General features: G+C 44.9%; 15 protein-coding genes. 10 read left to right on the top strand and 5 right to left on the bottom strand.

Going from position 1 to position 24,278, the window contains the following annotated elements; all coding sequences use genetic code 11:
* The first annotated feature begins 47 nt into the window (after positions 1 to 47).
* From QVP90_RS03780 to QVP90_RS03800, 5 genes are all read left to right on the top strand, one after another.
* Complete coding sequence (locus QVP90_RS03780; protein ID WP_005933227.1) at positions 48 to 533, top strand: PepSY-like domain-containing protein; 486 nt, start codon at positions 48 to 50, stop codon at positions 531 to 533.
* Positions 534 to 698: 165 nt separating this feature from the next.
* Positions 699 to 2,987, top strand: a complete 2,289-nt coding sequence (locus tag QVP90_RS03785) for an NADP-dependent malic enzyme (protein ID WP_005933229.1) — start codon at positions 699 to 701, stop codon at positions 2,985 to 2,987.
* Complete coding sequence (locus QVP90_RS03790; RefSeq protein ID WP_021935697.1) at positions 2,984 to 3,160, top strand: hypothetical protein; 177 nt, start codon at positions 2,984 to 2,986, stop codon at positions 3,158 to 3,160. Before QVP90_RS03785 ends, QVP90_RS03790 begins: the two co-directional genes overlap by 4 nt.
* A 164-nt stretch (positions 3,161 to 3,324) precedes the next feature.
* Positions 3,325 to 4,659: an NADP-specific glutamate dehydrogenase gene (locus QVP90_RS03795; RefSeq protein WP_005933232.1), complete on the top strand. Its 1,335-nt coding sequence runs from the start codon at positions 3,325 to 3,327 to the stop codon at positions 4,657 to 4,659.
* Positions 4,660 to 5,360: 701 nt separating this feature from the next.
* Positions 5,361 to 6,941 (top strand): ATP-binding protein, encoded by a 1,581-nt coding sequence (locus QVP90_RS03800; RefSeq protein ID WP_264380726.1) that lies wholly within the window; start codon positions 5,361 to 5,363, stop codon positions 6,939 to 6,941.
* A gap of 1 nt (position 6,942) precedes the next feature.
* On the opposite strand, the gene QVP90_RS03805 is transcribed toward QVP90_RS03800, so the two are convergent.
* Complete coding sequence (locus tag QVP90_RS03805; RefSeq protein ID WP_021935699.1) at positions 6,943 to 9,912, bottom strand: PEP/pyruvate-binding domain-containing protein; 2,970 nt, start codon at positions 9,910 to 9,912, stop codon at positions 6,943 to 6,945.
* Between the two features lie 161 nt (positions 9,913 to 10,073).
* On the opposite strand from QVP90_RS03805, the gene QVP90_RS03810 reads away from it, so the two are divergent.
* The 3 genes from QVP90_RS03810 (at position 10,074) to QVP90_RS03820 (ending at position 15,162) form a co-directional block, all read left to right on the top strand.
* On the top strand, positions 10,074 to 12,185 hold the full coding sequence (locus QVP90_RS03810; RefSeq protein ID WP_005933241.1) for a prolyl oligopeptidase family serine peptidase: 2,112 nt from the start codon (positions 10,074 to 10,076) through the stop codon (positions 12,183 to 12,185).
* Positions 12,186 to 12,500: 315 nt separating this feature from the next.
* Positions 12,501 to 13,838, top strand: coding sequence for an NADP-specific glutamate dehydrogenase (gene gdhA, locus QVP90_RS03815; RefSeq protein ID WP_005933243.1), 1,338 nt, complete (start codon positions 12,501 to 12,503; stop codon positions 13,836 to 13,838).
* A gap of 160 nt (positions 13,839 to 13,998) precedes the next feature.
* The gene (locus tag QVP90_RS03820; protein WP_007482421.1) at positions 13,999 to 15,162 is read left to right on the top strand and encodes a M24 family metallopeptidase; all 1,164 of its coding nucleotides are present in this window, start codon (positions 13,999 to 14,001) and stop codon (positions 15,160 to 15,162) included.
* 158 nt (positions 15,163 to 15,320) lie between these two features.
* Here QVP90_RS03820 and QVP90_RS03825 read toward each other — a convergent pair whose 3' ends face one another.
* The 3 genes from QVP90_RS03825 to QVP90_RS03835 all read right to left on the bottom strand — a co-directional run bounded on the left by QVP90_RS03825 (position 15,321) and on the right by QVP90_RS03835 (position 21,931).
* Complete coding sequence (locus QVP90_RS03825) at positions 15,321 to 18,107, bottom strand: caspase family protein (RefSeq protein ID WP_021935700.1); 2,787 nt, start codon at positions 18,105 to 18,107, stop codon at positions 15,321 to 15,323.
* A 7-nt stretch (positions 18,108 to 18,114) separates the two neighbouring features.
* On the bottom strand, positions 18,115 to 20,220 hold the full coding sequence (locus QVP90_RS03830; protein WP_005933253.1) for a WD40 repeat domain-containing protein: 2,106 nt from the start codon (positions 20,218 to 20,220) through the stop codon (positions 18,115 to 18,117).
* A 277-nt stretch (positions 20,221 to 20,497) separates the two neighbouring features.
* Complete coding sequence (locus QVP90_RS03835; RefSeq protein WP_021935701.1) at positions 20,498 to 21,931, bottom strand: CCA tRNA nucleotidyltransferase; 1,434 nt, start codon at positions 21,929 to 21,931, stop codon at positions 20,498 to 20,500.
* A gap of 156 nt (positions 21,932 to 22,087) precedes the next feature.
* Here QVP90_RS03835 and QVP90_RS03840 point away from each other — a divergent pair, with 156 nt between their 5' ends.
* Complete coding sequence (locus QVP90_RS03840) at positions 22,088 to 22,936, top strand: hypothetical protein (RefSeq protein WP_007482415.1); 849 nt, start codon at positions 22,088 to 22,090, stop codon at positions 22,934 to 22,936.
* Positions 22,937 to 23,027: 91 nt separating this feature from the next.
* The gene (locus QVP90_RS03845) at positions 23,028 to 23,495 is read left to right on the top strand and encodes a TlpA family protein disulfide reductase (RefSeq protein WP_288203944.1); all 468 of its coding nucleotides are present in this window, start codon (positions 23,028 to 23,030) and stop codon (positions 23,493 to 23,495) included.
* An 84-nt stretch (positions 23,496 to 23,579) separates the two neighbouring features.
* Here QVP90_RS03845 and rpiA read toward each other — a convergent pair whose 3' ends face one another.
* Positions 23,580 to 24,278: a ribose 5-phosphate isomerase A gene (gene rpiA, locus QVP90_RS03850; RefSeq protein WP_005933263.1), complete on the bottom strand. Its 699-nt coding sequence runs from the start codon at positions 24,276 to 24,278 to the stop codon at positions 23,580 to 23,582.

Raw genomic sequence — 24,278 nt, forward strand, 5'->3', positions numbered from 1 at the left:
TGGCTGTTCTAATCGGCAAAAGTCACTTAACCCAAACTGTTTTAACTATGATAAAATTAAAATTCGGTATATTGCTGGCCATGCTGGCAGTTACCACCACCGCCTTTGCCGGATATTCACCGGCCAATGTACAGGCCGCACTCAAAAAGATGTATCCCGATGCCAAGGACATAGCCTGGTCGCAGGATGACGGTTATTACTGTGCCGACTTCATGATGAACGGCCTTGAGAAAAATGTCTGGTTCAACACACAGGCGCAATGGGTGATGATACAGACTGAACTGATAAGTACGGACCGCCTTACCCCTCCTGTATATAATGCCTTTGCAGCCAGTAACTATGCTGCCTGGGAAGTTCTGGATGTAACTTACGTAGAGTTTCCGAAATGGGAGCCGATCATCGTCATCAAAGTGGGACAGCCGAACGTAGACATTAAATATCAGCTTTTTTATGCCCCTAACGGAGAAATACTGCGTACCCGGAATGTAAGCGACATGTACGACATCCTCGGACCGAAAACATTCATACAGTAACTTTGTTATAAATATGCAATAAAGGCACGAAAAGAAGAAGTATCGTTTCTCTTTTTGTGCCTTTATGTTATTAGTTTAATAGAATTTATGACAGATAGACTACAGTTTCTAACTTTTATTCCTACATTTGCAGACAAATGATAACTTTTATTAAAACGCACTATCATGGCAAAAATAACGAAAGAAGCCGCTTTGCTCTATCACTCACAGGGCAAACCCGGTAAAATTGAAGTAGTTCCAACCAAACCCTACAGTACACAAACCGACTTATCGCTTGCTTACTCGCCCGGTGTGGCCGAACCATGTCTTGAAATTGAAAAGAACCCGCAGGATGCTTATAAATATACAGCCAAAGGCAATCTGGTAGCTGTTATCTCCAATGGAACAGCCGTCCTCGGTTTGGGAGATATAGGTGCACTGAGCGGCAAACCGGTAATGGAAGGAAAAGGCCTTCTGTTTAAAATCTATGCCGGTATCGATGTATTCGACATCGAAGTCGATGAAAAAGACCCGGATAAATTTATCGAGGCTGTCAAAGCCATTGCACCGACTTTCGGAGGTATCAACCTCGAAGATATCAAAGCTCCGGAATGTTTCGAAATAGAACGCCGCCTGAAAGAGGAACTCGACATTCCCGTAATGCACGATGACCAACACGGAACGGCCATCATCTCGAGTGCCGGACTGGTAAATGCCTTGCAAGTGGCCGGTAAAAAAATTGAAGATGTAAAAATCGTAGTAAACGGTGCCGGCGCCTCTGCCGTATCGTGTACCAAACTATACGTATCACTCGGCGCACGCCTTGAAAACATTGTCATGCTGGACAGTAAAGGCGTAATCAGCAAAGCGCGTACCGATCTGAACGAACAAAAGCGTTATTTCGCCACCGACCGTACGGATATTCATACCTTAGCAGAAGCCATCAAGGGAGCAGACGTTTTCTTAGGCCTGTCTAAAGGCAACGTGCTGTCGCAAGACATGGTACGCAGTATGGCTCCTTCTCCTATCGTATTCGCCCTGGCCAATCCGACACCGGAAATCTCTTATGAAGATGCCATGTCCGCCCGTCCGGACGTGCTGATGGCAACCGGACGTTCCGATTATCCGAATCAGATTAACAACGTAATCGGTTTCCCGTATATCTTCCGTGGTGCTCTGGATACGCAGGCAAAAGCGATCAACGAAGAGATGAAAATAGCTGCCGTACACGCAATTGCCAATCTGGCCAAGCAGCCTGTACCCGATGTGGTAAATGAAGCTTATCATGTAAACAATTTCACGTTCGGTCCGGAATACTTCATACCGAAACCGGTAGATCCACGTCTGATAACGGAAGTTTCCATCGCCGTAGCCCGTGCTGCTATGGAAAGCGGCGTAGCCCGTAAGAATATCGAAGACTGGGATGGATACAAAACACATCTCCGCGAACTCATGGGACAAGAATCCCAGCTTACCCGCCAACTCTATGACACGGCACGCCGCCACCCGCAACGTGTCGTATTTGCCGAAGGCGGTCACCCGAACATGCTGAAAGCTGCCGTAGAAGCAAAAGCGGAGGGTATCTGCCATCCTATTATATTAGGTAACGAAGAACGTATCGAGAAACTGGCAAAAGAACTCGACCTGAGTCTGGAAGGTATCGAAATCGTCAATCTGCGCCATGACCGCGAAGCAGAACGCCGCGAACGTTACGCACAGATCCTTTCACAGAAACGTGCCCGCGAAGGAGCCACCTACGATGAAGCCAATGACAAAATGTTCGAACGTAACTACTTCGGTATGATGATGGTGGAAACCGGAGATGCCGACGCATTCATCACCGGATTGTATACCAAATACAGCAATACCATCAAAGTAGCCAAAGAGGTGATCGGCATCCGCCCGGAATACAATCATTTCGGGACCATGCACATCCTAAATTCCAAAAAAGGAACTTACTTCCTGGCAGATACTTTGATCAACCGGCATCCGGATGCTTCCACTTTAATAGATATAGCCAAATTAGCAGACCAGACTGTTCGGTTCTTCAACCATACACCGGCGATTGCCATGTTGAGTTACTCCAATTTCGGTTCCGATCAGGCAGGTAGCCCGCTTAAAGTACATGAAGCAGTAGCATACATGCAGAAAGAATACCCGGAATTGGCCATCGACGGTGAAATGCAGGTGAACTTTGCCATGAACCGTACACTTCGTGACTCTAAATATCCGTTTACACGTCTCTACGGTAAAGATGTCAATACGTTGGTATTCCCGAACCTGAGTTCTGCCAATGCAGGATATCAGTTATTGCAGGCGATGGATCCGGATACGGAATTCATCGGCCCGATACAGATGGGACTGAACAAACCGATTCACTTTACCGACATCGAAAGCTCCGTACGCGACATCGTAAACATTACGGCAGTAGCTGTTATCGACGCGATTGTAGACAAGAAAAAAGCAGGTAAATGAAACGTCCGCTATCCAGATCACAAATAGTTTGCATCATCCTTCTTTGGGTGGCGCTTTGCTATATAGTATTGGTATATGCCGAACGTATTGACGGACCAACAATACTAATGCTTATCATTTCGGCAGCATTAGTATTCATTCCCGTTTACAAATCACTTAAAAAGAATAAATAATATCTTTTTATTCTATTTTTGCGGGATAAAATATCATTTTTGATATTTTATCCCGTTTTTCTTTATAAAATGTTTGCAAGTTCAATTTTTATATTTACTTTTGCAACCGCAAGAGAGAACAATATTCGCAAACTTATAAACTCAACTTATAAAAGAAAACAATTATGAATGCAGCTAAGGTATTAGAAGATTTAAAGAGAAGGTTCCCCAATGAACCGGAGTATCATCAGGCAGTAGAGGAAGTACTTTCTACCATTGAAGAAGAATACAACAAACACCCTGAATTCGACAAAGCCAATCTGATAGAACGTCTTTGCATTCCAGACAGAGTATATCAGTTCCGTGTAACTTGGGTAGACGACAAAGGTAACGTACAGACTAACATGGGTTACCGCGTTCAGCACAACAACGCTATCGGCCCGTACAAAGGCGGTATTCGTTTCCATGCTTCTGTAAACCTCAGTATCCTTAAATTCCTTGCCTTTGAGCAAACATTCAAGAATTCACTGACTACACTGCCGATGGGTGGTGGCAAAGGTGGTTCCGACTTTTCTCCACGTGGCAAGTCAAACGCAGAGGTAATGCGTTTCGTACAGGCATTCATGTTAGAGTTGTGGCGCCATATCGGTCCTGAGACCGACGTACCGGCAGGCGATATCGGTGTAGGTGGCCGTGAAGTAGGTTTCATGTTCGGTATGTACAAAAAACTGACTCACGAATTTACAGGAACATTCACAGGAAAAGGCCGTGAATTCGGTGGTTCACTGATTCGTCCGGAAGCTACCGGTTACGGTAACATCTACTTCTTGATGGAAATGCTGAAGAGAAAAGGTGCTGACTTGAAAGGTAAAGTTTGTCTGATTTCCGGTTCCGGTAATGTGGCTCAATATACAGCAGAAAAAGTACTGGAGTTGGGTGGTAAAGTAGTTACCATGTCCGATTCAGACGGTTATATCTATGATCCGGACGGTATCGACCGCGCAAAACTGGACTACATCATGGAATTGAAAAACCTCTACCGTGGCCGTATCCGCGAATATGCAGAAACTTACGGTTGTAAATATGTAGAAGGAGCCCGTCCTTGGGGTGAAAAAGGTGACATCGCTTTGCCTTCTGCCACTCAGAACGAAATCAATGGCGACGATGCCCGCAAATTGGTTGCCAATGGTGTAATGGCCGTATCCGAAGGTGCAAACATGCCTTCTACTCCGGAAGCCATCAAAGTATTCCAGGATGCAAAAATCCTGTATGCTCCGGGTAAAGCAGCCAATGCCGGTGGTGTATCCGTATCCGGTCTGGAAATGACCCAGAACTCTATCAAACTGAGTTGGAGTTCTGAAGAGGTAGACGAAAAATTGAAGAGCATCATGAAGAACATCCACGAAGCCTGCGTACAATATGGTACTGAAGCCGACGGCTATGTGAACTATGTGAAAGGCGCCAACGTTGCCGGATTTATGAAAGTAGCCAAAGCTATGATGGCTCAGGGTATATTATAATCAGCAAGCCCGTTTTTCAAAAGCTATAGTCATTTATAACAGAAAAGCCGTTTCCGAAATTGGAGACGGCTTTTCTTTATTTCACCTGCCCATGAAAAGACGTAGCATCTTTTTTGAAAAATATAGCATCTTTCAAAAAAAGACGTAGCAGACTACAATAGAAAGATGTACAGGTTTTTAAAAAAGCTCTTGATGTTAAAAAAAAGATGTAGCATCTTTTTCTCCAGTAAACGTTTTTTTATTCTTCAGACTGCCTATTCCGCATATTTTTACCCCTTCACTCCCTTCACCTTTTTTGCTTAATCGCCTTATTCATCGGCAATACAGGGTGAAGACCCACCCTGTATTGCCAAGTACCGTGCCCGTCATCCGTATGCTTGGTGCTCAACATCCGTATGCATATTGCTTACGAACTGTATGCCCGGTGCTTAAGAGACATTTGTATGAGGACGGGAGAACTGGAGCGGGCCTTCACCCTCTATTTCCGATGAATAAGGCGATTAAGCAAGAAAGGTGAAGGAGATGAGGGGGGGGGAAATTTCATGTGAATAATGCAATAAAATGCTCAGAAAGATATCCGTATCTTATCTAACGGATGAAGCCTCCTCCAACAAGTCCGAAATTTATTTTCATCAAAGCTATCCTTCGTTGTATCTGTCTTTTTTTCGTATATTTGCATTTGACAAAATCAAATGAGCAGTATGAGTACAACCATCATTCCCTACAGTCCGCTCCGAAAACTCCCGATAGGAATACAGAGCTTTGAGAAATTACGCAGTGAAGGATTTCTTTATGTAGATAAAACTGCGTTAGCCTATCGATTGATAAAAGCAGGAAATCCCTGTTTTCTAAGCCGTCCGCGTCGTTTCGGTAAAAGCCTGCTGCTCTCTACTTTCGAAGCTTATTTCGAGGGGAAAAAAGAACTTTTCAAAGGGCTTGCTATTGAACAATTGGAACAAGATTGGTTCAAGTATCCGGTACTGCATCTCGACCTCAATGCCGAGAAGTATGATAGCCGCGAAAAGTTGGAGAACTTACTCGTTAGCCAATTAAAACATTGGGAAGCCCGCTATGGCATTACCAGTACCAATCCCAGTTACTCCATTCGTTTTATGAATGTTATCCGCAACGCCTATGAACAGACAGGACGCCGCGTGGTAGTGCTCATCGACGAATATGACAAACCCCTGCTACGCTCCTTTCACGACGAAGCGTTACAAGCCGACTTCCGTGAAACGCTCACAGCTTTCTACTCTGTGTTGAAAAGTGCCGATCCCTGGCTACAATTTGTTTTTATCACCGGGGTAACTAAGTTTGCTCAAATGGGAATCTTCAGCAACCTTAACCAGTTGAATGACATCAGTTTTGACTCTGCCTACAATACCCTTTGCGGGATGCCCCGCTCGGAAATAGAAGCGACCTTTGCTCCCGAACTTCTGCAAATGACAGAAAAGAATAAGACAGACCATCCCGGAGTTATGGAGAAAATGACGCAGATGTACGACGGATACCGCTTCACCCACGATGAAGAATTCACTCCGATGTACAACCCGTTCAGTGTGCTCAGCGCCCTTTCCAAACTCAGCTTCGGCAGTTATTGGTTTGCCAGTGGTACGCCCACTTTCCTGGTGGAAATGTTGAAGAAAACAGACTACGACCTACGGGAACTCGATGGTATCGAAGTCTCTGCCGCATCGCTCAGTGACGATCGGGCGGATATACACAATCCCATCCCCATGGTTTATCAAAGCGGTTACCTGACTATCAAGAAATTTGATGAACGCTTCCGCATATACACGCTCGGATTTCCGAACGAAGAGGTGGAATACGGCTTTCTCAATTTTGCCGCTCCTTTTTATACACCTGTCTCCGAGAGGGACACGGCTTTTTACATAGGCAAGTTTGTCCATGAGTTGGAAACAGGCGACGTCGAAGCTTTTCTAAACCGCATGGAAGCCTTTTTTGCAGACTTCCCTTATGAGCTTAACACGAAGACCGAACGCCATTATCAGGTAGTATTCTATCTCGTCTTCAAACTCATGGGGCAGTTCACAGATGTCGAAGTACGCAGCAGTCGCGGGTGGGCAGATGCTGTAGTGAGGACCCTCCAATACATCTATGTTTTTGAGTTCAAACTTAATGGTACGGCCGAAGAAGCCTTACAGCAAATAGACGATAAAGGATACTTGATTCCTTATCAGGCAGACGGGCGTAAACTCATAAAGATAGGAGTAGAGTTCAGTGCCGAGAAACGTAACCTCAACCGTTGGTTAACGGAGTAATTCACATTCCCGGCATCATCACCACTCCTTGTTTCTTCTTACCATCCATTTTTACCACTATCGGCTTTTCAAAACGCACATGCCGCAAGAACTTTGTTTCTTCAACGGCCGGCTGTGCGTTCAGGAAGTCCTGATTATAAACTCCATCATTCATAAAAGCATTGATGGTGAAATATCCCACTCCAAACGAAGTCAGATTCTGGAAGAAATGAGTACCTTGACTCGGATCTACCCGGTAATTGGTCAATCCGGCCTCAACGATAACACGAGCTGCTGAGATATGCGGCCACTTGACAGGAATACCCAACCAGGTATCACTGCTTCCCCACCTTCCGGGACCAACCAGCACATAATTCTTTCCTTCATTAAGGAACTGCTGATTCATTTTTTCTATTTCCCAAGCAATGGTCTGGTTATTAGAAGCACTGTACCCATCGGTTTTGACATAAACAATATCATACACCTCATTCATAATGCCATGTCCCAAAGAATTGTTGGAACGCAGAATGACATCTTCGTCCGGAATGGCTGTGAGATCCTCATCCAGCATCTCCTTCGTATCGACGATCGGACGTATCTGTAAAAGATAAAAAGTACCGGTCTTATCCTGCTCACGGCTCATGGTCGCAGCAAATTCAATCTCCACAGGACGGCGCATCTCACGTTCGCCATACTTCAGAACCAATTGCAGGATACGCGCCAATGGGAACACGTCGTGTTGCAAGATATTGGCAAAAGTAATCACCTTACGCCCACCCGGATAAAGTCCGTCCCGGATGATCTGGTCATAAGGATCATAAGTAGAAGCAAGATAACGCAACGAACCGTCTTTTTCCGCCTCTTTGACGTGAAGTTTCAGCAGATTAAATCCGTCGTCAATAGAAAAATCTTCACCGGCATTCTTTAAATCCAACGCATAGAAGCGGGTCTGTGTCTCTTTCAGGGCAATCTCCATCTCACTGGTCTGCAACACCTGATTGGGATGATAGGGAGAGAAACGAAGCGTCATTCCTCCGTCCACAATATACTTTCCGAGACCGAGAGCCAGATTCACCGTACCCTCTTCCGCCTTTTCGTCTCCGAGAGGGTAGTAATTAAGCGAACGGGCTACACCCGACATGGACGGATAATAACGGTCACCATATTGATTGCCGACTACTTCTTGCAGAATAACGGCCATCTTTTCCTGATCGATCACATTGGACGTTGCCTGCATATATGCCTTGCTATCCTTGAAATAAACTGAAGCATATACTCCTTTGATTGCATCGGAAAGCATCCGGAGCATCTCATATTTATCATCCAGATAAGGAATCATATAAGTATTATAAATACCGGCAAACGGCTGGTAGTGAGAATCTTCAAGGAGCGAAGACGAACGAATGGCAATGGGCGACTTCACCACATCGAAGAACGTGAAGAAATCCTCTACCAGACGGTCGGGCAGCTTCGCTTTCAGAAAATAGCGAAGAATGACATCATCATCGGCATCCGAAAGAGCTACCTGATACAGATTGTTGCTATCCATAAACTCGTCAAAGACATCGGTACAGAGCACCACTGTCTTCGGAATGGCAACACGGGCATTCTCAAACTCCTCAAATTCCGGATGCCGCTTCACCATATTGTCAATGAAAGCCAGACCACGGCCTTTTCCACCCAAAGAGCCATCACCGATACGGGCAAAATTGGAATAACGGTCAAAACGGTCGCGCTTGAAAACGGCAACCACTCCCTGATTCTTCATCTTGCGGTATTTCACAATGGCTTCAAAGATGATCCGCCGGTGAGCGTCCACATCCTGAAGACTGTTCCAGGTGATCGGTTTAAGGAATTCGGCAACCGGGAACATGGCGCGCGAATACAGCCAACGGGATACATGATTGCGGGAAATATGATACAAAAACGATTCGGCAGGCACGGCAAACAGAATATTCTGTAACTCTTTCAGATTCCGCACACGGGCAATCTCCTCCCCTGTTTCCGGATTACGGAAAACAAAATCGCCGAAACCGAAATTATCGGATACAATGCGACGCAAATCCACGTCCATCTTTTTGGAGTTCTTATCGATGAAGCTGGCACCATACTTCGCCGCATACAAAGCATTTTCCGACTCGGACGACTGGATGATAAGAGGCACAAACGGGTCTTCTTTCCGGATGGCGGCACAAAGTTTGATACCGGCCAACCCGTCTTTCTCGCCACGCTCCACACGAGGAAAACGAACATCGGTGATCACTCCCAATATATTATTCTTATATTTCCCGTATATCGTGATAGCCTCGTCATAGGTACGCGCCAGCACTATTTTAGGACGTCCACGCATACGCAACGTCCGTTGGTGGGCATTCAAAGCCTCCGTAGAGAACTCCTGGCTTTGCTTCAAAACGAATTTATACAGATTGGGAAGCACAGAAGAGTAAAAACGGATGCCGTCTTCAACCAACAGGATCAACTGCACTCCCACTTCCGCCACATCATGCTCCAAATTCATTTTATCTTCTATCAACTTGATGATGGACACCAGCAAATCCGTATTGCCCAACCAACAGAACACGTAATCGAACGCACTCAAATCCTCATCGGCAATACGCGCCGTAATGCCATGGCTGAACGGGGTAAGAATCACGATAGGAATATGCTCGTACAAGCTCTTGATATGCCGCCCGATATCAAAACTGTCATTATCACCCGTGCTCGGCATACAGATAACGAGATCAAATGTCATATTTTCAAGCAGCGTCAATGCCTCTTCTTCTGTAGAAACCTGCGAAAAGCGAGGGGGATAACGAAGGGAAAGAGAGGTATATTCATTGAAGATCTTTTCATCGATGCGCCCGTCATCCTCAAGCATAAATGCGTCGTATGGATTAGCAATCAACAAAACATTGAATATACGCCGCGTCATCAGATTGGCAAACTGCGTATCTTTGAAATAAAGCTGGTTTAATTTGTATTTACTGAGCATGGGTTTTCCTGTGGTTAAAAATCGACAGACAAAGTTCGCTTCTTTTATCGTGAAATGCAAATGAAGAGAGAAGAGAAATGAATTTTTAGATAACAAAGGCGGTAATTTCATTACTTCTCTCTATATTTGTATTTTAAGTCAATACAAACAACTTATTAACAATGAAAAAAACAATCCTATTACTTAGTGGAATCATGGTTATGTCATGTACACCTCAACAAAAGAAGTTAACTTACCCCAAAGCGGAGAAAGTAGACACCGTAGACGTATATTTCGGAACGGAAGTAGCCGATCCTTATCGTTGGCTGGAAAATGATACGAGTGCAGCTACGGCCGCCTGGGTAGAGGCAGAAAACAAGGTAACCAACGAATATCTGGCTCAGATTCCTTTCAGAAAACAGTTATTGGAGCGGTTGACCAACCTCGCTAATTATGAAAAAATAGGTGCGCCATTCAAAAAACACGGTAAGTATTACTTTTACAAAAATGACGGTCTCCAGAACCAAAGCGTGCTCTACGTGCAGGATTCACTCGAAGGAGAACCGCGTGTATTCCTCGACCCGAATAAATTATCGGACGATGGCACGGTAGCATTGACAGGCCTTTCTTTCTCCCATGATGGAAAATATGCTGCTTACACCATTTCACGCAGCGGGTCGGACTGGACGGAAATATACGTGCTGGATACCGCTACCGGCCAGTTGCTCGACGACCACATCGAATGGGCAAAGTTTACAGGAGCAGCCTGGCAGGGAGACGGTTTCTACTATAGCGCCTATGATGCCCCGGTAAAAGGCAAAGAATTCTCTAACGTAAACGAAAACCATAAGGTATATTATCATAAGATAGGTACTCCCCAGACAGAGGATAAGTTGATTTATCAGAATCCGGCATATCCGAAACGTTTCTATTATACCGGCACAAGCGAAGACGAACGGATTCTCTTTGTATACGAATCCGGTGCAGGAAGAGGTAACAATCTGTTCATAAAGGACTTGAAGAAAGCCAATGCTCCTTTTATACAGTTGACTACAGACTTTGATTATCAATATTCTCCGATTGAAGTTATCGATAATAATGTCTATATATTCACCAATTACGGCGCACCTAAAAACCGGATTATGGTAGCCGATATCAATAATCCGAAACTTGAAAACTGGAAAGAACTCATACCTGAGATGGAATCTGTTCTGTCGAGCGCAGAAGTCATCGGAGGAAAACTATTCCTGACTTATGACAAGGATGCCTCCAATCATGCTTATGTTTACAGCCAAAAAGGAGAACACATGCACGAAATCAAGCTTCCGTCATTAGGTTCCGTCGGTTTTAGCGGCACGAAAGACGACAAAGAATGTTTCTTTGTATTCACCTCTTTCACTACTCCGGGCACTATTTATAAATATGACATGGATAAGAATTCTTACGAGCTCTACCGCGCTCCGAAAGTAGAATTCAACTCCGATGACTTTGTAACGGAACAAGCATTCTTCCCCAGTAAAGATGGTATCATGATTCCGATGTTCCTTACTTATAAGAAAGACCTGGAAAGAAATGGAAACAATCCGGTATTCCTTTATGGCTATGGCGGTTTTGGCATCAGCCTCAATCCCGGATTTACAACTTCCCGCATCCCGTTCCTGGAAAACGGAGGTATCTATGCACAGGTCAATCTGCGTGGCGGTAGCGAATACGGCGAGGAATGGCACATAGCCGGTACCAAAATGCAAAAACAGAATGTATTCAATGACTTTATATCAGCAGCCGAATATCTTATCAATAACAAATACACCAATCCGGATAAAATTGCCATCGTAGGCGGTTCGAACGGCGGTCTGCTGGTAGGTGCGTGCATGACTCAGCGTCCCGACCTGTTCAAAGTAGCCATCCCGCAGGTAGGAGTAATGGATATGCTTCGTTATCATAAATTCACAATCGGCTGGAACTGGGCAAGCGACTACGGCACAAGTGAAGACAGCCAGGAAATGTTCGAATACTTGAAAGGTTACTCCCCGTTGCACAACCTGAAACCCGGCACTAAATATCCGGCGACCATGGTTACAACAGCCGACCATGACGATCGCGTGGTTCCTGCGCATTCATTCAAATTTGCCGCCACCTTGCAGGAATGCAATGACGGCACCAATCCGACGATTATCCGTATCGACAGTAAAGCCGGACACGGGGCAGGTAAACCGATGGCCAAAGTATTGGAGGAACAAGCCGATATCTATGGGTTTATCATGTACAACCTAAAAATGAAACCCGCATTCTAAAAAAGAACAAGAGGAAGGGATTTACGATTAGACGATTTACTATTTACGATTGAAGCAACTACTATATTCCGTAATAATATAAGGATATATGGGAGTTTGTGTAATTTCAATCGTAAATAGTAAATCGTCTAATCGTAAATCCCTTCCTCTTATCTAATCATAATCCCTTTGATCTGCCCACCCCCCCTAACTATCATTTTATCATTATTTAGCGAAAATATATTCATAAAATATACATATATTGAAAAGTTTTCCTATATTTGCAGTGTCACCAGTTGACATTTTATCAGAATCAACCTTTTAAAACATAGTATTATGAATATTCAGAAAATTATGTCCTCTCTTGAGGCAAAGCATCCCGGTGAATCTGAGTACCTCCAAGCAGTCAAAGAAGTACTTCTCTCTATTGAAGATATATACAATCAACATCCAGAATTTGAAAAAGCCAAAATAATCGAAAGGCTTGTAGAACCGGACCGCATCTTTACATTCCGCGTGACGTGGGTAGACGACAAAGGTGAAGTACAAACCAATTTAGGTTATCGCGTACAATTCAATAATGCGATCGGCCCGTACAAAGGCGGTATCCGTTTCCATGCTTCAGTAACCCTGTCTATTCTGAAATTCTTAGGTTTCGAACAGACTTTCAAGAATGCACTGACTACCCTTCCGATGGGCGGCGGTAAAGGTGGTTCCGATTTCTCTCCACGTGGTAAAAGCGATGCGGAAATTATGCGCTTCTGCCAGGCCTTCATGCTTGAACTATGGCGTCATATAGGGCCGGACATGGATGTACCTGCCGGTGACATAGGCGTAGGAGGCCGTGAAGTGGGCTATATGTTCGGTATGTACAAGAAGCTGACACGCGAACACACCGGAACCTTTACCGGTAAAGGCATGGAATTCGGAGGTTCGCTCATTCGTCCGGAAGCTACCGGTTTTGGCGCCTGCTATTTTGTTCAGCAGATGTTGAAAGATAAAGGAACGAGTTTCGAAGGCAAGACAGTGGCTATCTCAGGTTTTGGTAACGTAGCATGGGGAGCGGCAACAAAAGCAACGGAATTGGGAGCGAAAGTAGTTACCATCTCCGGTCCCGACGGCTACATTTATGATCCGGATGGCATCTCCGGCGAAAAGATCGATTATATGCTCGAGCTTCGTGCCAGTGGCAATGATATCGTAGCACCTTATGCAGAACAATATCCGAATGCCACATTCTATGCAGGCAAGAAACCCTGGGAACAGAAAGTGGATATCGCCATGCCTTGCGCTACTCAGAACGAAGTAAACGAAGAGGATGCCAAACAACTGGTTGCCAACGGAGTTATGTGCGTAGGTGAAGTATCGAACATGGGATGCCGTCCCGAAGCAATCGACACCTTCCTTGCTGCAAAAATCATGTATGGCCCGGGTAAAGCTGTCAATGCAGGCGGTGTAGCGACTTCCGGTCTGGAGATGACCCAAAACGCAATGCATATCTCCTGGAGTGCCGAAGAAGTGGACAAACATCTCCATCAGATCATGAGTGACATCCATACCCAATGCGTAAAATATGGTACTGAAAATAACGGTTATATCAATTATATGAAAGGTGCCAACATTGCAGGATTCATGAAAGTGGCCCACGCAATGATGGGGCAAGGAATCATCTGATCGGATAGTAAAAACTTTGTTTAGTTGTATTTGTATTTGTGGTTTACGCTGCTTACCTCCTGTGACAGGACGTAGGTAGCGTACTTTTTTTTCCGAAGGTTTCATTTTCAACTAAAATAACCTAACTTTGCATCATGAAATCAAAAAACATAATATTGAAATGTTACAACCGGAATTAAAATTACGCCGCGATAAAATTCGCTGGCTTATGGCCCAACAAGGCATCGATGCCGCACTGATCACTTGCAATGTAAATCTGCTCTATACGTATGGCCGCGTTGTCAGCGGATATCTATACCTGCCGCTTAACGCTCCCGCCCGTCTGTTTATAAAGCGCCCGAATACCATTTCGGGAGAACATATTTTCTCTGTCCGTAAACCGGAACAGATTCCGGGTATTCTGGAGGAAGAAAAATTACCTATGCCTACCAAACTGATGTTGGAAGGTGACGAACTGCCTTACACGGAATACATACGGCTGGCAGCTTTATTCCCTGATGCAGAAGTTGTCAATGGAACCCCGGTTATCCGTCAGGCACGCAGCACCAAGACAGCCATTGAAATCGAAATGTTTCGCCGTTCGGGCATTGCACACGCCAAAGCATACGACCGGATTCCCTCTGTTTATCGTCCGGGAATGACCGACCGTGAACTATCCATCGAAATTGAACGCTTGATGCGCCTTGAAGGCTCTTTGGGTATCTTCCGGGTGTTCGGCCAGAGTATGGAAATTTTCATGGGAAGCGTATTGACCGGTGATAATGCCGCCACTCCCTCTCCATACGACTTTGCCTTAGGTGGCGAGGGGCTCGATCCTGCTCTACCCGGCGGTGTCAACAACACTCTTTTAAAAGAAGGACAAAGCGTAATGGTAGATTTAGGAGGGAATTTCAACGGATACATGGGCGATATGAGCCGTGTCTTCTCCATTGGCAAACTCAATGAAAAAGCTTACACAGCACATCAGGTTTGTCTGGATATACAAAACGAGGTCGCTTCGTTAGCCAAACCGGGAACCGTATGCGAAGATTTATACAATACGGCTATCGACATGGTTACAAAAGCGGGATTTGCAGAATATTTCATGGGAATCAGCCAACAGGCACGCTTTATCGGTCATGGCATCGGGTTGGAAATAAATGAAATGCCGGTGCTGGCACCACGCATGAAGCAGGAATTGGAACCGGGCATGGTATTTGCACTCGAACCGAAAATCGTATTACCGGGCATAGGCCCTGTAGGAATCGAAAACTCATGGGTGGTAACCAGCGAAGGAGTAGAAAAACTAACCATCTGTAACGAAGAGATTATCGAATTGAAATAAGTACCCGATATAATAAGCCTGTGAGCTACCGTATCTTGGAAATTACCACATAAAGAAAGGCTACGACCGATGTACTCCATCATTCGCAGCCTTTCTTACTTAAAGCATATAATCCTACCGCACCGTATTTATCCGGATTTATACTCCTTATTCAGTCCCTACTCGCCCTGAGGAGCAACAGGAGCCGGTTCTACCGGGGTTTCCAATCTTAAACTTTCCCAGCCAAACCAGGTAGGCGAAACCATGCATTGCGGTTCTTGCATTTTACCGATCATAGCGGTTGCCTTTTTCACGGCTGCGCTCGTTCTCTCAAACAAATCTTTCATTGAGAGATCTCCCCGCGCATCTTTAATGGTCTTAATCAGGAAGTAGGTGTAATACCCCTGCTTCTTATCGTGATAAACGCTGGATGTCTGGTCGCCGCTACTTGAAGAGAAACTCAACGTTTTCCCCTGTGGCAATCCGACCTTCGGTACTACACGCACTCCTTTCTGGGCAAGTAAAGGGGCAGCACTCTTATAGCCGCCACTGAAACAGGCATCCAGAAAAACATAAGCCCCTTTCACCGGATAAGTAGCCAGTTCCCTATACAATTCGGTCAGTGAAATTCCCAGACGGATATTCTTACCGGTAATATCCACCGGCAACAGATAAGGCTCTTTCGTGGCTTCGTCATTATTACCATGACCGGAATAATAGAATATCAACTCCGCTTCCGGATCGGTACTTGCCATATTCACTAACCAATCGAGCTGTTCGTGCATCATACCCGCCGTGGCATTAGGAACTACCTTTATCTGATTGTCGGGTACCCCGAACGTACGTACACAATATTCACGGAACACCATCGCATCATTCACAGCATAAGGCACATTGATTTCTGCATTGGCACCGGTCATGCTATAATCCTCATTACCGATAATCAGTGCATACCGGTGACGATTGACGGCCCCTACCGGAATATCTTCCATCAACTCACTCTTGAAAGTCAACGAGAAATCTTTGGCAACCGCCCTGCGGGCAACAACGTTTCCGCTCAGATTCATGGTACTTGCCGCAGTGAGGTATTCACCCACTTTCACCTTATAAGCCTCGTTGATGGCAGAAGAACGGGTAGATTCCGTAACTGCCAGTACCACGGCTATGGAGTCTCCGTCAAAGCGTTTGTTCACAAGAAAGCCGTAATCCAACGTAGCCACATCTCCCGGTGCAATGCTGTCGATTGTCATTTCGGGGCTGTCGGTCGTATAAACATTCTTCGGTAAAGTAAAATTCAGTTTTACATTGTGTGCCGTTTTCGTTCCGAAATTCTGTACGGCAACAGTCAGTTTTCCATTCTTACCGATAGTGATGGAAGAACCTTCGGATGCAAAGAACTGATGATCGGCAATCCGCAAACGCGGCATCGAATACTCCATCGTGTTCACAATCAGTTCGGACGGATCGGCATCGAACCCATTGGCTTCAAAAGCATAGATATTGATTCGGGCCAATGCAGTAGGCATTTCCTGCTTCACGATATATCGAAAAGTATACTCTTTGGAAGTTCCGGCAGGAATATTCCCTCCATCCAATTCTCGCGGGCCATCGAAATACCGGTCATATCCCTGCTGTTCGGACAAACGGAGACGGATATTATAAGCATCGCCCTTTCCCTGGTTTTCAACGGTAAACTGCACGGCGAAACTCTCACCGGCATCGATCACCTTATTGTTATTGCCATCTATAAAGCTATCCACACGTATCACCAGCATAGCCGGATCTACCGGAACCGGAACAGACGACTGCTCCTGCGCTACATTTTCCGTCTTCTTCAGAGACTCATTGTATGCAAGCAACCGATCCGGAAATAAAGTGTAAGAAGCACCGTCCTCGATAATCTTATTCAATACTTCATACTCGGCTTTCATATCCATATACTGATATACGCCGGCAAGCCCCTGCATATACATTTTGGAAGAAGGCTCTTTCTCCAGAATCTTCAGGAACAAGTCTTTTGCATCCAGAAGATACCCCGATGCACGCTGGCGGATCAATGCATATTCCGTATCGTTGGCAATCGTGGCACCGTTGTTCACGATTTCCGTCGCACAATTGAAATTGGCACGGGCCACTCCCGTCATCAATTCAAAATTATTGGGATAAAGCGCATAGAGACGTTTATAAATATCGAGTGCCTCTATGTTCTTTCCCTGCCGTTCGAGAATACGCGCTTTGATAGGCAACACCTTATCATTATTAGGATCCACGGCGAGAATCCTATCGATGGCTCCCAGTAACTTTTCCATATCGTTGGTGGCAATGTACACATTCACCAGATTATAAAGAAAATCCAATGACACAGGATATTTTTCATTGGCTTTCAACAAAATACGTTCCTGATCGGCATACTTCTTCTGCGACTGGTAAATCATATTCATATACACGTAGCAATCTTTTTCCTGCGCTTCCGTACCGGTATTCAGGTATTCCTGGAAATACTTCAAGGCCAGCTCGTTCTTTTGCAGGTTGTAAGCCGAAACGGCCGCATAATATACCACCGAAGCATAACGGTTGTCCTTAGGCAACAGCTCACTACGGAATATCGCCAACTGGGGCATATCGATATAAGCCGATGCAAAGTCCAACGCCTTTGCCGGTTGTTTCTGCTCCGAGTAATACACTGCACCATTCAACAGGTAAGGATACAAGGAGCGCAAACGATTCTTCGCCCCTTCCAGATACTGACCGTTATCCGGTGCCTCCACTATTTTTATGAAGTTGACATAACTCTCCAGCAGATAATCGTACATGGCAGTTATGTTCGTTCCTTTATCGCGCTCGCTTTCAAAAAGCACATACTGCTGGTTGGCCCGTTTGGAAACAGAAGCGGCATCCTGTGCCGCTATCCTGCCTGTTACCGCCCCCGCAGTGAGAATGATTGTCAGTAAAATAAGTCTTTTCATTGTTTGTTTATTGTTGGAATGCGTCCATAATCACGAATTCTACATTGATCTTGCGGAATTCCCCACCACGTTCTTTGGCCACTTCCACATGATATTCGTAGTCATTCTTTGTATTATTCAGTGTCGTTACATTCTTTTCGATATAGCTGTGTACTCCGGCGGCACGCAGCAACGCCAACTGTTCATTCTGGGTAATACCCGATGATTTGGTAACCGTTATATTGTCCAGATTCCCGTCCTTGTAATAAGGTTCGTCGGTAAATTCACCATAACGCCCGTCATAGGCAATGCGCCCGCGAATCGGACTGGCATCGGCTGAACCGGTAATAATCACCTTCACTTGTTTCCCTTCGGCAAGGTATTTAGAGAAATCGCCTTCAAAAGCATTCTTAATAATCTTCATCAAAGACATCGCCGCATTCGACTTCTCAATGTTATATCCACCGGAAGGAAAATCTTCTTTTGCAGAAAACTCCTTATTGATAACTTCATACTGATAGCCGACCTTGTAATTCAGAATCTTCTTTCCATCGGCATCCACACCCGGCACAACCTCTGTTTTCACATTGATCTGCGTATTGTCCGTAATCAGCTTATCCTGTTTTTTCTCTTCCACTACCTGTTCCTTGATTTCTTTCAATTGAACCTCCTCACGGGTAGCCTGCTGCATAATTTCGAGCGGAACGAAGTTTGCATCGGCTTCCAATGCGGTCAATTTGGTACGCCCGATATTATCATAGATGTATACCTTATTGGTAGTTTCGTTCTTCACTTCTACATAAGCAAGTTCAAACTCATCCTTGTCATTCAGCACATAAACAGCATTTTCGAATTTCAGGTTCTTTGCGTCCCCGAAACCTTCCGCTTCCCCGGCAGGCACTTCCAGAGCGATAGAAGGCAGTTGCTTGAATCCGATATTCAGCATATTGCTTGAAGCGTCATAGTCGCCGATAAACGGATTATCGATAGCAATACGGTCTCCGGCAAGTTCGGTAGCCACTTCCTGTGCAAACATCTGCTGTTGTTTCAAACGGGATTCATCGTTTACACGGATCGCATAATCTTCCATCGATTCCCCCTGCATCATCTTCACCCATTCGTTCATTTTGGCGTCTACTTCCTTACTCATGATCTTCCCGTAGAAAGGATTCAATCCGTTGGCATCCCAGAACACCATTTTATAAGGACGGTTGGAGAGCAGGAATACCTCACTATTCTGATTGTTCTTGAAGAAACGGGTACCCACTACGCCCGGCTGTGCCTCCGACAATTCCTGCTCAACCACACTGTTTTTCAAGTTCACAATCACAATATCCTTATTGTCACGAACCACACTCACATATTTTCCTTCCGGATGGAAAGAAGGAGAAGTCAGCTTTCCACCCAATTTATCGAAAATATCGACTTTCTCCCAGTTCTTCGTATCGATGATCGTCAGGCGGTTGTCATCGGTAGTTGCAGCCAATAAAGAAGCATCGGTCGAAAAGGCAACCTCCTTAACCGTTGCCGGCATCGGAATGGAAGTACGCTGTTCTTTTGTCTGGAAATTCCAGATAACAATATTTTTCCCCACAGCCGAAGCGATGAAATAATTGTTGGAACTCAATGCTAACGCCGTAGCCGGAGCACTACATTTAATGTAAGCCTGTGGCAAATAGGCTTTGGTGTCATAAACGATTATCTCCCCCAAAGAATTGGAAGCAATGAAATTGCGCGCGTCACTTCCGTAACACATGGCCAGCATCAGCGGTTTCTCTTTCAATCCCTTCCTTTTGTCTTTCAGTTCAAACAGTTTTTTGTTCCTTTCACGGAAAGAAAAGATCGCAATCGGCTTCTTGGGACGCAATACAGCCAATGAACTGCCTGTCGGATTGAAAGCAATGCGATCGATGTTTCTCAACTCCGTAATAGCAATATCACGCATTGTATACATGACTCCGTCCGACAGATAAGCGGTACAGAAAGTCGTATTGTCAAATGCCGTAATCGGCTTTTGCGACATAAAAGTTCTCTTCTCAACGACTTGTCCCGTTACTTGTCCGCAAAAAAGAGCGGAAGCAAAAAATAAAACGACACTCCCACGGGAGCAAAATCCCCTTTTTATCATACCCATATACTTAAAATGATTTAGTTTATGTTTAAATGTGTTTTGCAAAATAAATATTAATTATTGAATCGACATTACATAAACAGCATTTTTTTTCAATAAAAGTGTCATTTCAGGAAGAAATGGGAGGAAGGAGAAAAGGAAAAAGACAAAAGAAGAAGTTTCAGAAGATAAATATCACGGTTTTCCGTTACAACACAGCAAATTACATTTTAATCACATTCATAAAAAATCCGGTTACATTTAAATAAAATGCAACCGGACCTCTACGAAATGTCCTACTTTACTTTACAGGAACAAGCCCCATTTTTTTCGCTTTTTGGAATAAATATGCACGAGCCGCTTCATATTCATTCGGAATTACACCATCTAAAATTGCATCTTTTATAGCACTTTTTAACGATCCTACCTCCTTGCAGGGAGTGAGTCCGAAGATTTCCATAATTTCTTCACCACTCACCGGGGGCTGAAAATTCCGGATACGATCTTTCTCTTCCAAATCTTTCAGTTTCTGACGTACCAGAGCGAAGTTATTCAGGAAACGTTGCTTGCGTTCCATATTTTTAGAGGTGATATCGGCTTCGCACAGCGTCATCAGATCGTCTATATCGTCACCCGCCTCAAAAAGCAAGCGGCGCACGGCCGAATCCGTCACGACATCATCGGCAATGACAATGGGACGCATATGCAGACTTACCATCTTCTGCACATACTTCATCTTCTCATTCATCGGCAACTTCATCTTCCGGAAGATATTCGGAATCATTTTCTCGCCAATGAAATTATGATTATGAAAGGTCCATCCGGCTTTGGGTTCCCAACGCTTGGTAACCGGCTTGGCAATGTCATGCAACAAGGCCGCCCAGCGCAACCAAAGATTATCCGTATGCCTGCTGATATTATCGAGCACTTCGAGGGTATGATAAAAATTATCTTTATGTGCCCGTCCGTTGCGCGTTTCCACTCCTTGCAGTTCCATCAGCTCGGGAAAAATAAGAGCCAGTAATCCGCTACGTTCCAGATCAATGAATCCCTTCGAAGGTACCGGCGAGAGAAGAATCTTGTTCAGTTCGTCGGCTATCCGTTCGCGGGAAATGATCTTAATCCGTTCCCGGTTGCGGCAAAGAGATTCAAAAGTTTCATCATCTATATAAAAACCGAGCTGGGTGGCAAAACGAATACAACGCATCATCCTCAACGGATCGTCGCTGAATGTTATATCCGGATCGAGAGGGGTGCGTATCGTTTTCTCTTTCAGATCGTTCATGCCGCCGAACGGATCGACCAACTCTCCGAAACGGTCTTTGTTCAAGCAAACCGCAAGCGCATTAATCGTAAAGTCCCGGCGGTTCTGATCATCTTCCAAAGTACCGTCTTCCACTATCGGTTTGCGGGAATCACGCTGATAAGACTCTTTGCGTGCACCTACGAATTCCACCTCCACACCGTGATACTTCACCTGTGCAGTACCGAAATTCTTGAATACGGAGACGTGTGCTCCCTTACCCAAGTGTTTTCCCAATGCCTGGGCCATCTCGATGCCGCGCCCCACCACTACTACATCTATATCTTTAGAAGGGCGTTCCAGAAAAATGTCGCGTACGTAGCCACCCACCACATAACACTCCAAACCGAGTGTATCGGCCGTTTCTGAAATTTGCCCGAATATTTTATCGCTAAAGCGTCGTTTCAATTCTTCTTGAGTCAACTCTATCATAATTGGTATTTAGAAATTAAAAATCAATGGCCGGGAGAGACTTCATACCACCCATCGATACTTTTGGAGTGCAAAGGTACAACTTTTCATTCTTTACATTTCACTCTTCACACTAAATTCGTATTTTTGTTGCCTATAAACATAAAGAACAAAAAGATGAAGAAACTGATTGCAGGAATCTGTGTTACCATGTTGCTGGCTTCATGCGGCAATGATGCGGAAAAGAAAGCAAGCGAAAAGCTGAGTGCCGCCCGCAGTGCTTTTGCACAAGGAGACTATAACGAAGCCAAGCTACAGATAGACAGCATTAAAATTCTATATCCGAAAGCCTTCGACGCCCGAAGAGAAGGCATCAAACTGATGCAACAGGTGGAACTGAAAGAACAGCAGCAGACTTTAGTTTACCTGGACAGCATGATGCAGACCAAGCAGCAGGAACTGGAAAAAATCAAAAATAAATATGTACTGGAAAAAGACGCGGAATATCAGCGGGTAGGTAATTATTTCTGGCCGACACAAACGGTCGAGAAAAATCTGCACCGCTCTTTCCTGCGTTTTCAGGTAAACGAGCAGGGAGTGATGAGTATGACTTCCATCTATTGCGGAGGAAACAGCATCCATCATTTTGCAGTAAAAGTAACAGCACCGGATGGCAGCTTTGCCGAAACACCGGCATCGAAAGACAGCTACGAAACTACGGACTTGGGAGAAAAAATAGAAAAAGCCGATTATAAAATGGGAGCTGACGGAAATGTAATGGGGTTCCTCTATCTGAACCGGGACAAGAACATCAAAGTGGAATACATCGGAGAACGTAAGTATACCACTACCATGCCCCCTGCCGACAGACAGGCGCTTGCCGGTATTTATGAGTTATCACAATTGTTGTCATCAATCGAACAAATAAAAAAAGAGCAGGAAGAAGCGAACTTAAAAATACAGTTTGTCACTAAAAAGATAGAGCAAAAACAACAGGAAGAAAAGGCGGAGCAAAAAGATGAATGATTTCTTCACAAACCGGAGCTGCCACACGAACCACCTGTTTCGGAAAATCCTAAAACAAATCATATTCATTGCATTTTTGTTCTTGTTCAGCATGTGCATACAAGATGATCCTGAAGAGGTATTCTCACTAAAACCGGGTGATTCGTTGCCGGGGTTTTCGGTACAGGACAACAAAGGCGGGCTTATTTCGAATACGATACTAAAAGGCAAAATAAGTGTCATTGCTTTTGTGAATACCGGTTGTCCGGATTGCCGGAAGGAACTGCCGGAAATAGAAAAAGCCTATCAACAATTTCGTGATGATGAAAGCATTCGCTTCATTGCCATAAGCAGATCACAAGGCTATGAAAGTCTGACAGATTATTGGATAAAGAATGCCTTCACCCTTCCCTACTCCGCACAGGAGGATGATTTCATTTTTCAAAAATTTGCATCACAGAATATACCGCGTATTTATATTGCCTCTCCCGAAGGGATCATTGTTTTCGCATCCGATGATTCGTATATTGTCACCACGGAAATAATTGTCGAACAAATAAACGGAATAGCCGGAAAGTAGACATTCTCCCCCTTACGCAATAGCAGAAAAGGCTTGCCGGTGGGTATTACAGAGTGTAAGGAGAAAGATCGCAAGAGCCGGTATTCAAGAAGCCAGCACTTGGATATCGTATCCGATAAAAAGTCCGCTCTCAATGACTCCGGTAATGCTTTTAATCTCTTTCTCCAAAAAGTTTCCAATCCCGTCAAACCAAGCATCCAGAATAAAATTCCCGTTCTCGGTCAGTATCGGACCGTCTTTTCCTTTCGCCATCCGCAAAACGACTTTGGATGCCCCAAGAGTTTTCAACTGGTTTTCCACATAGACCACTCCGGTAGGAAAGACCTCTACCGGCACGGGAAACTTACTGCCCAATCTGGAAACGAACTTACTGTTGTCGACGAGTATGAAAGCCCGTTCACTGCTTTTTATCAACAGTTTCTCCTTGAACATGGCACCGCCCCGTCCTTTGATAAGATTATGCGAAGGATCTACCTCATCGGCACCGTCGAATGTCCAATCGGGACGCCTCTCCCAAAGAGTTGTTTGCGGAATGCCCAGTTGCACACAAGTCATGGAGATCTCCATCGATGCCGGAATGACTCTCACTTGAAGTTTCTCCGTCCGTATTCTTTCCGCGATGGCAAACAGGGTAAGATAAACCGTAGAACCGGAACCGGCTCCGATCACTTCACCATCCTTCACCTGTGCCGCCAGCTCGCGGGCAATGCGTTCCTTCCCCTCCCGGTTGATGATACGGTCCGACCATTGTAAACCGGTTATTAAATTACTCTTCCACTCCAT

The sequence above is a fragment of the Bacteroides sp. CAG:189 genome, assembly GCF_000432295.1.
GTDB classification, from domain to species: Bacteria; Bacteroidota; Bacteroidia; order Bacteroidales; family Bacteroidaceae; genus Bacteroides; species Bacteroides salyersiae.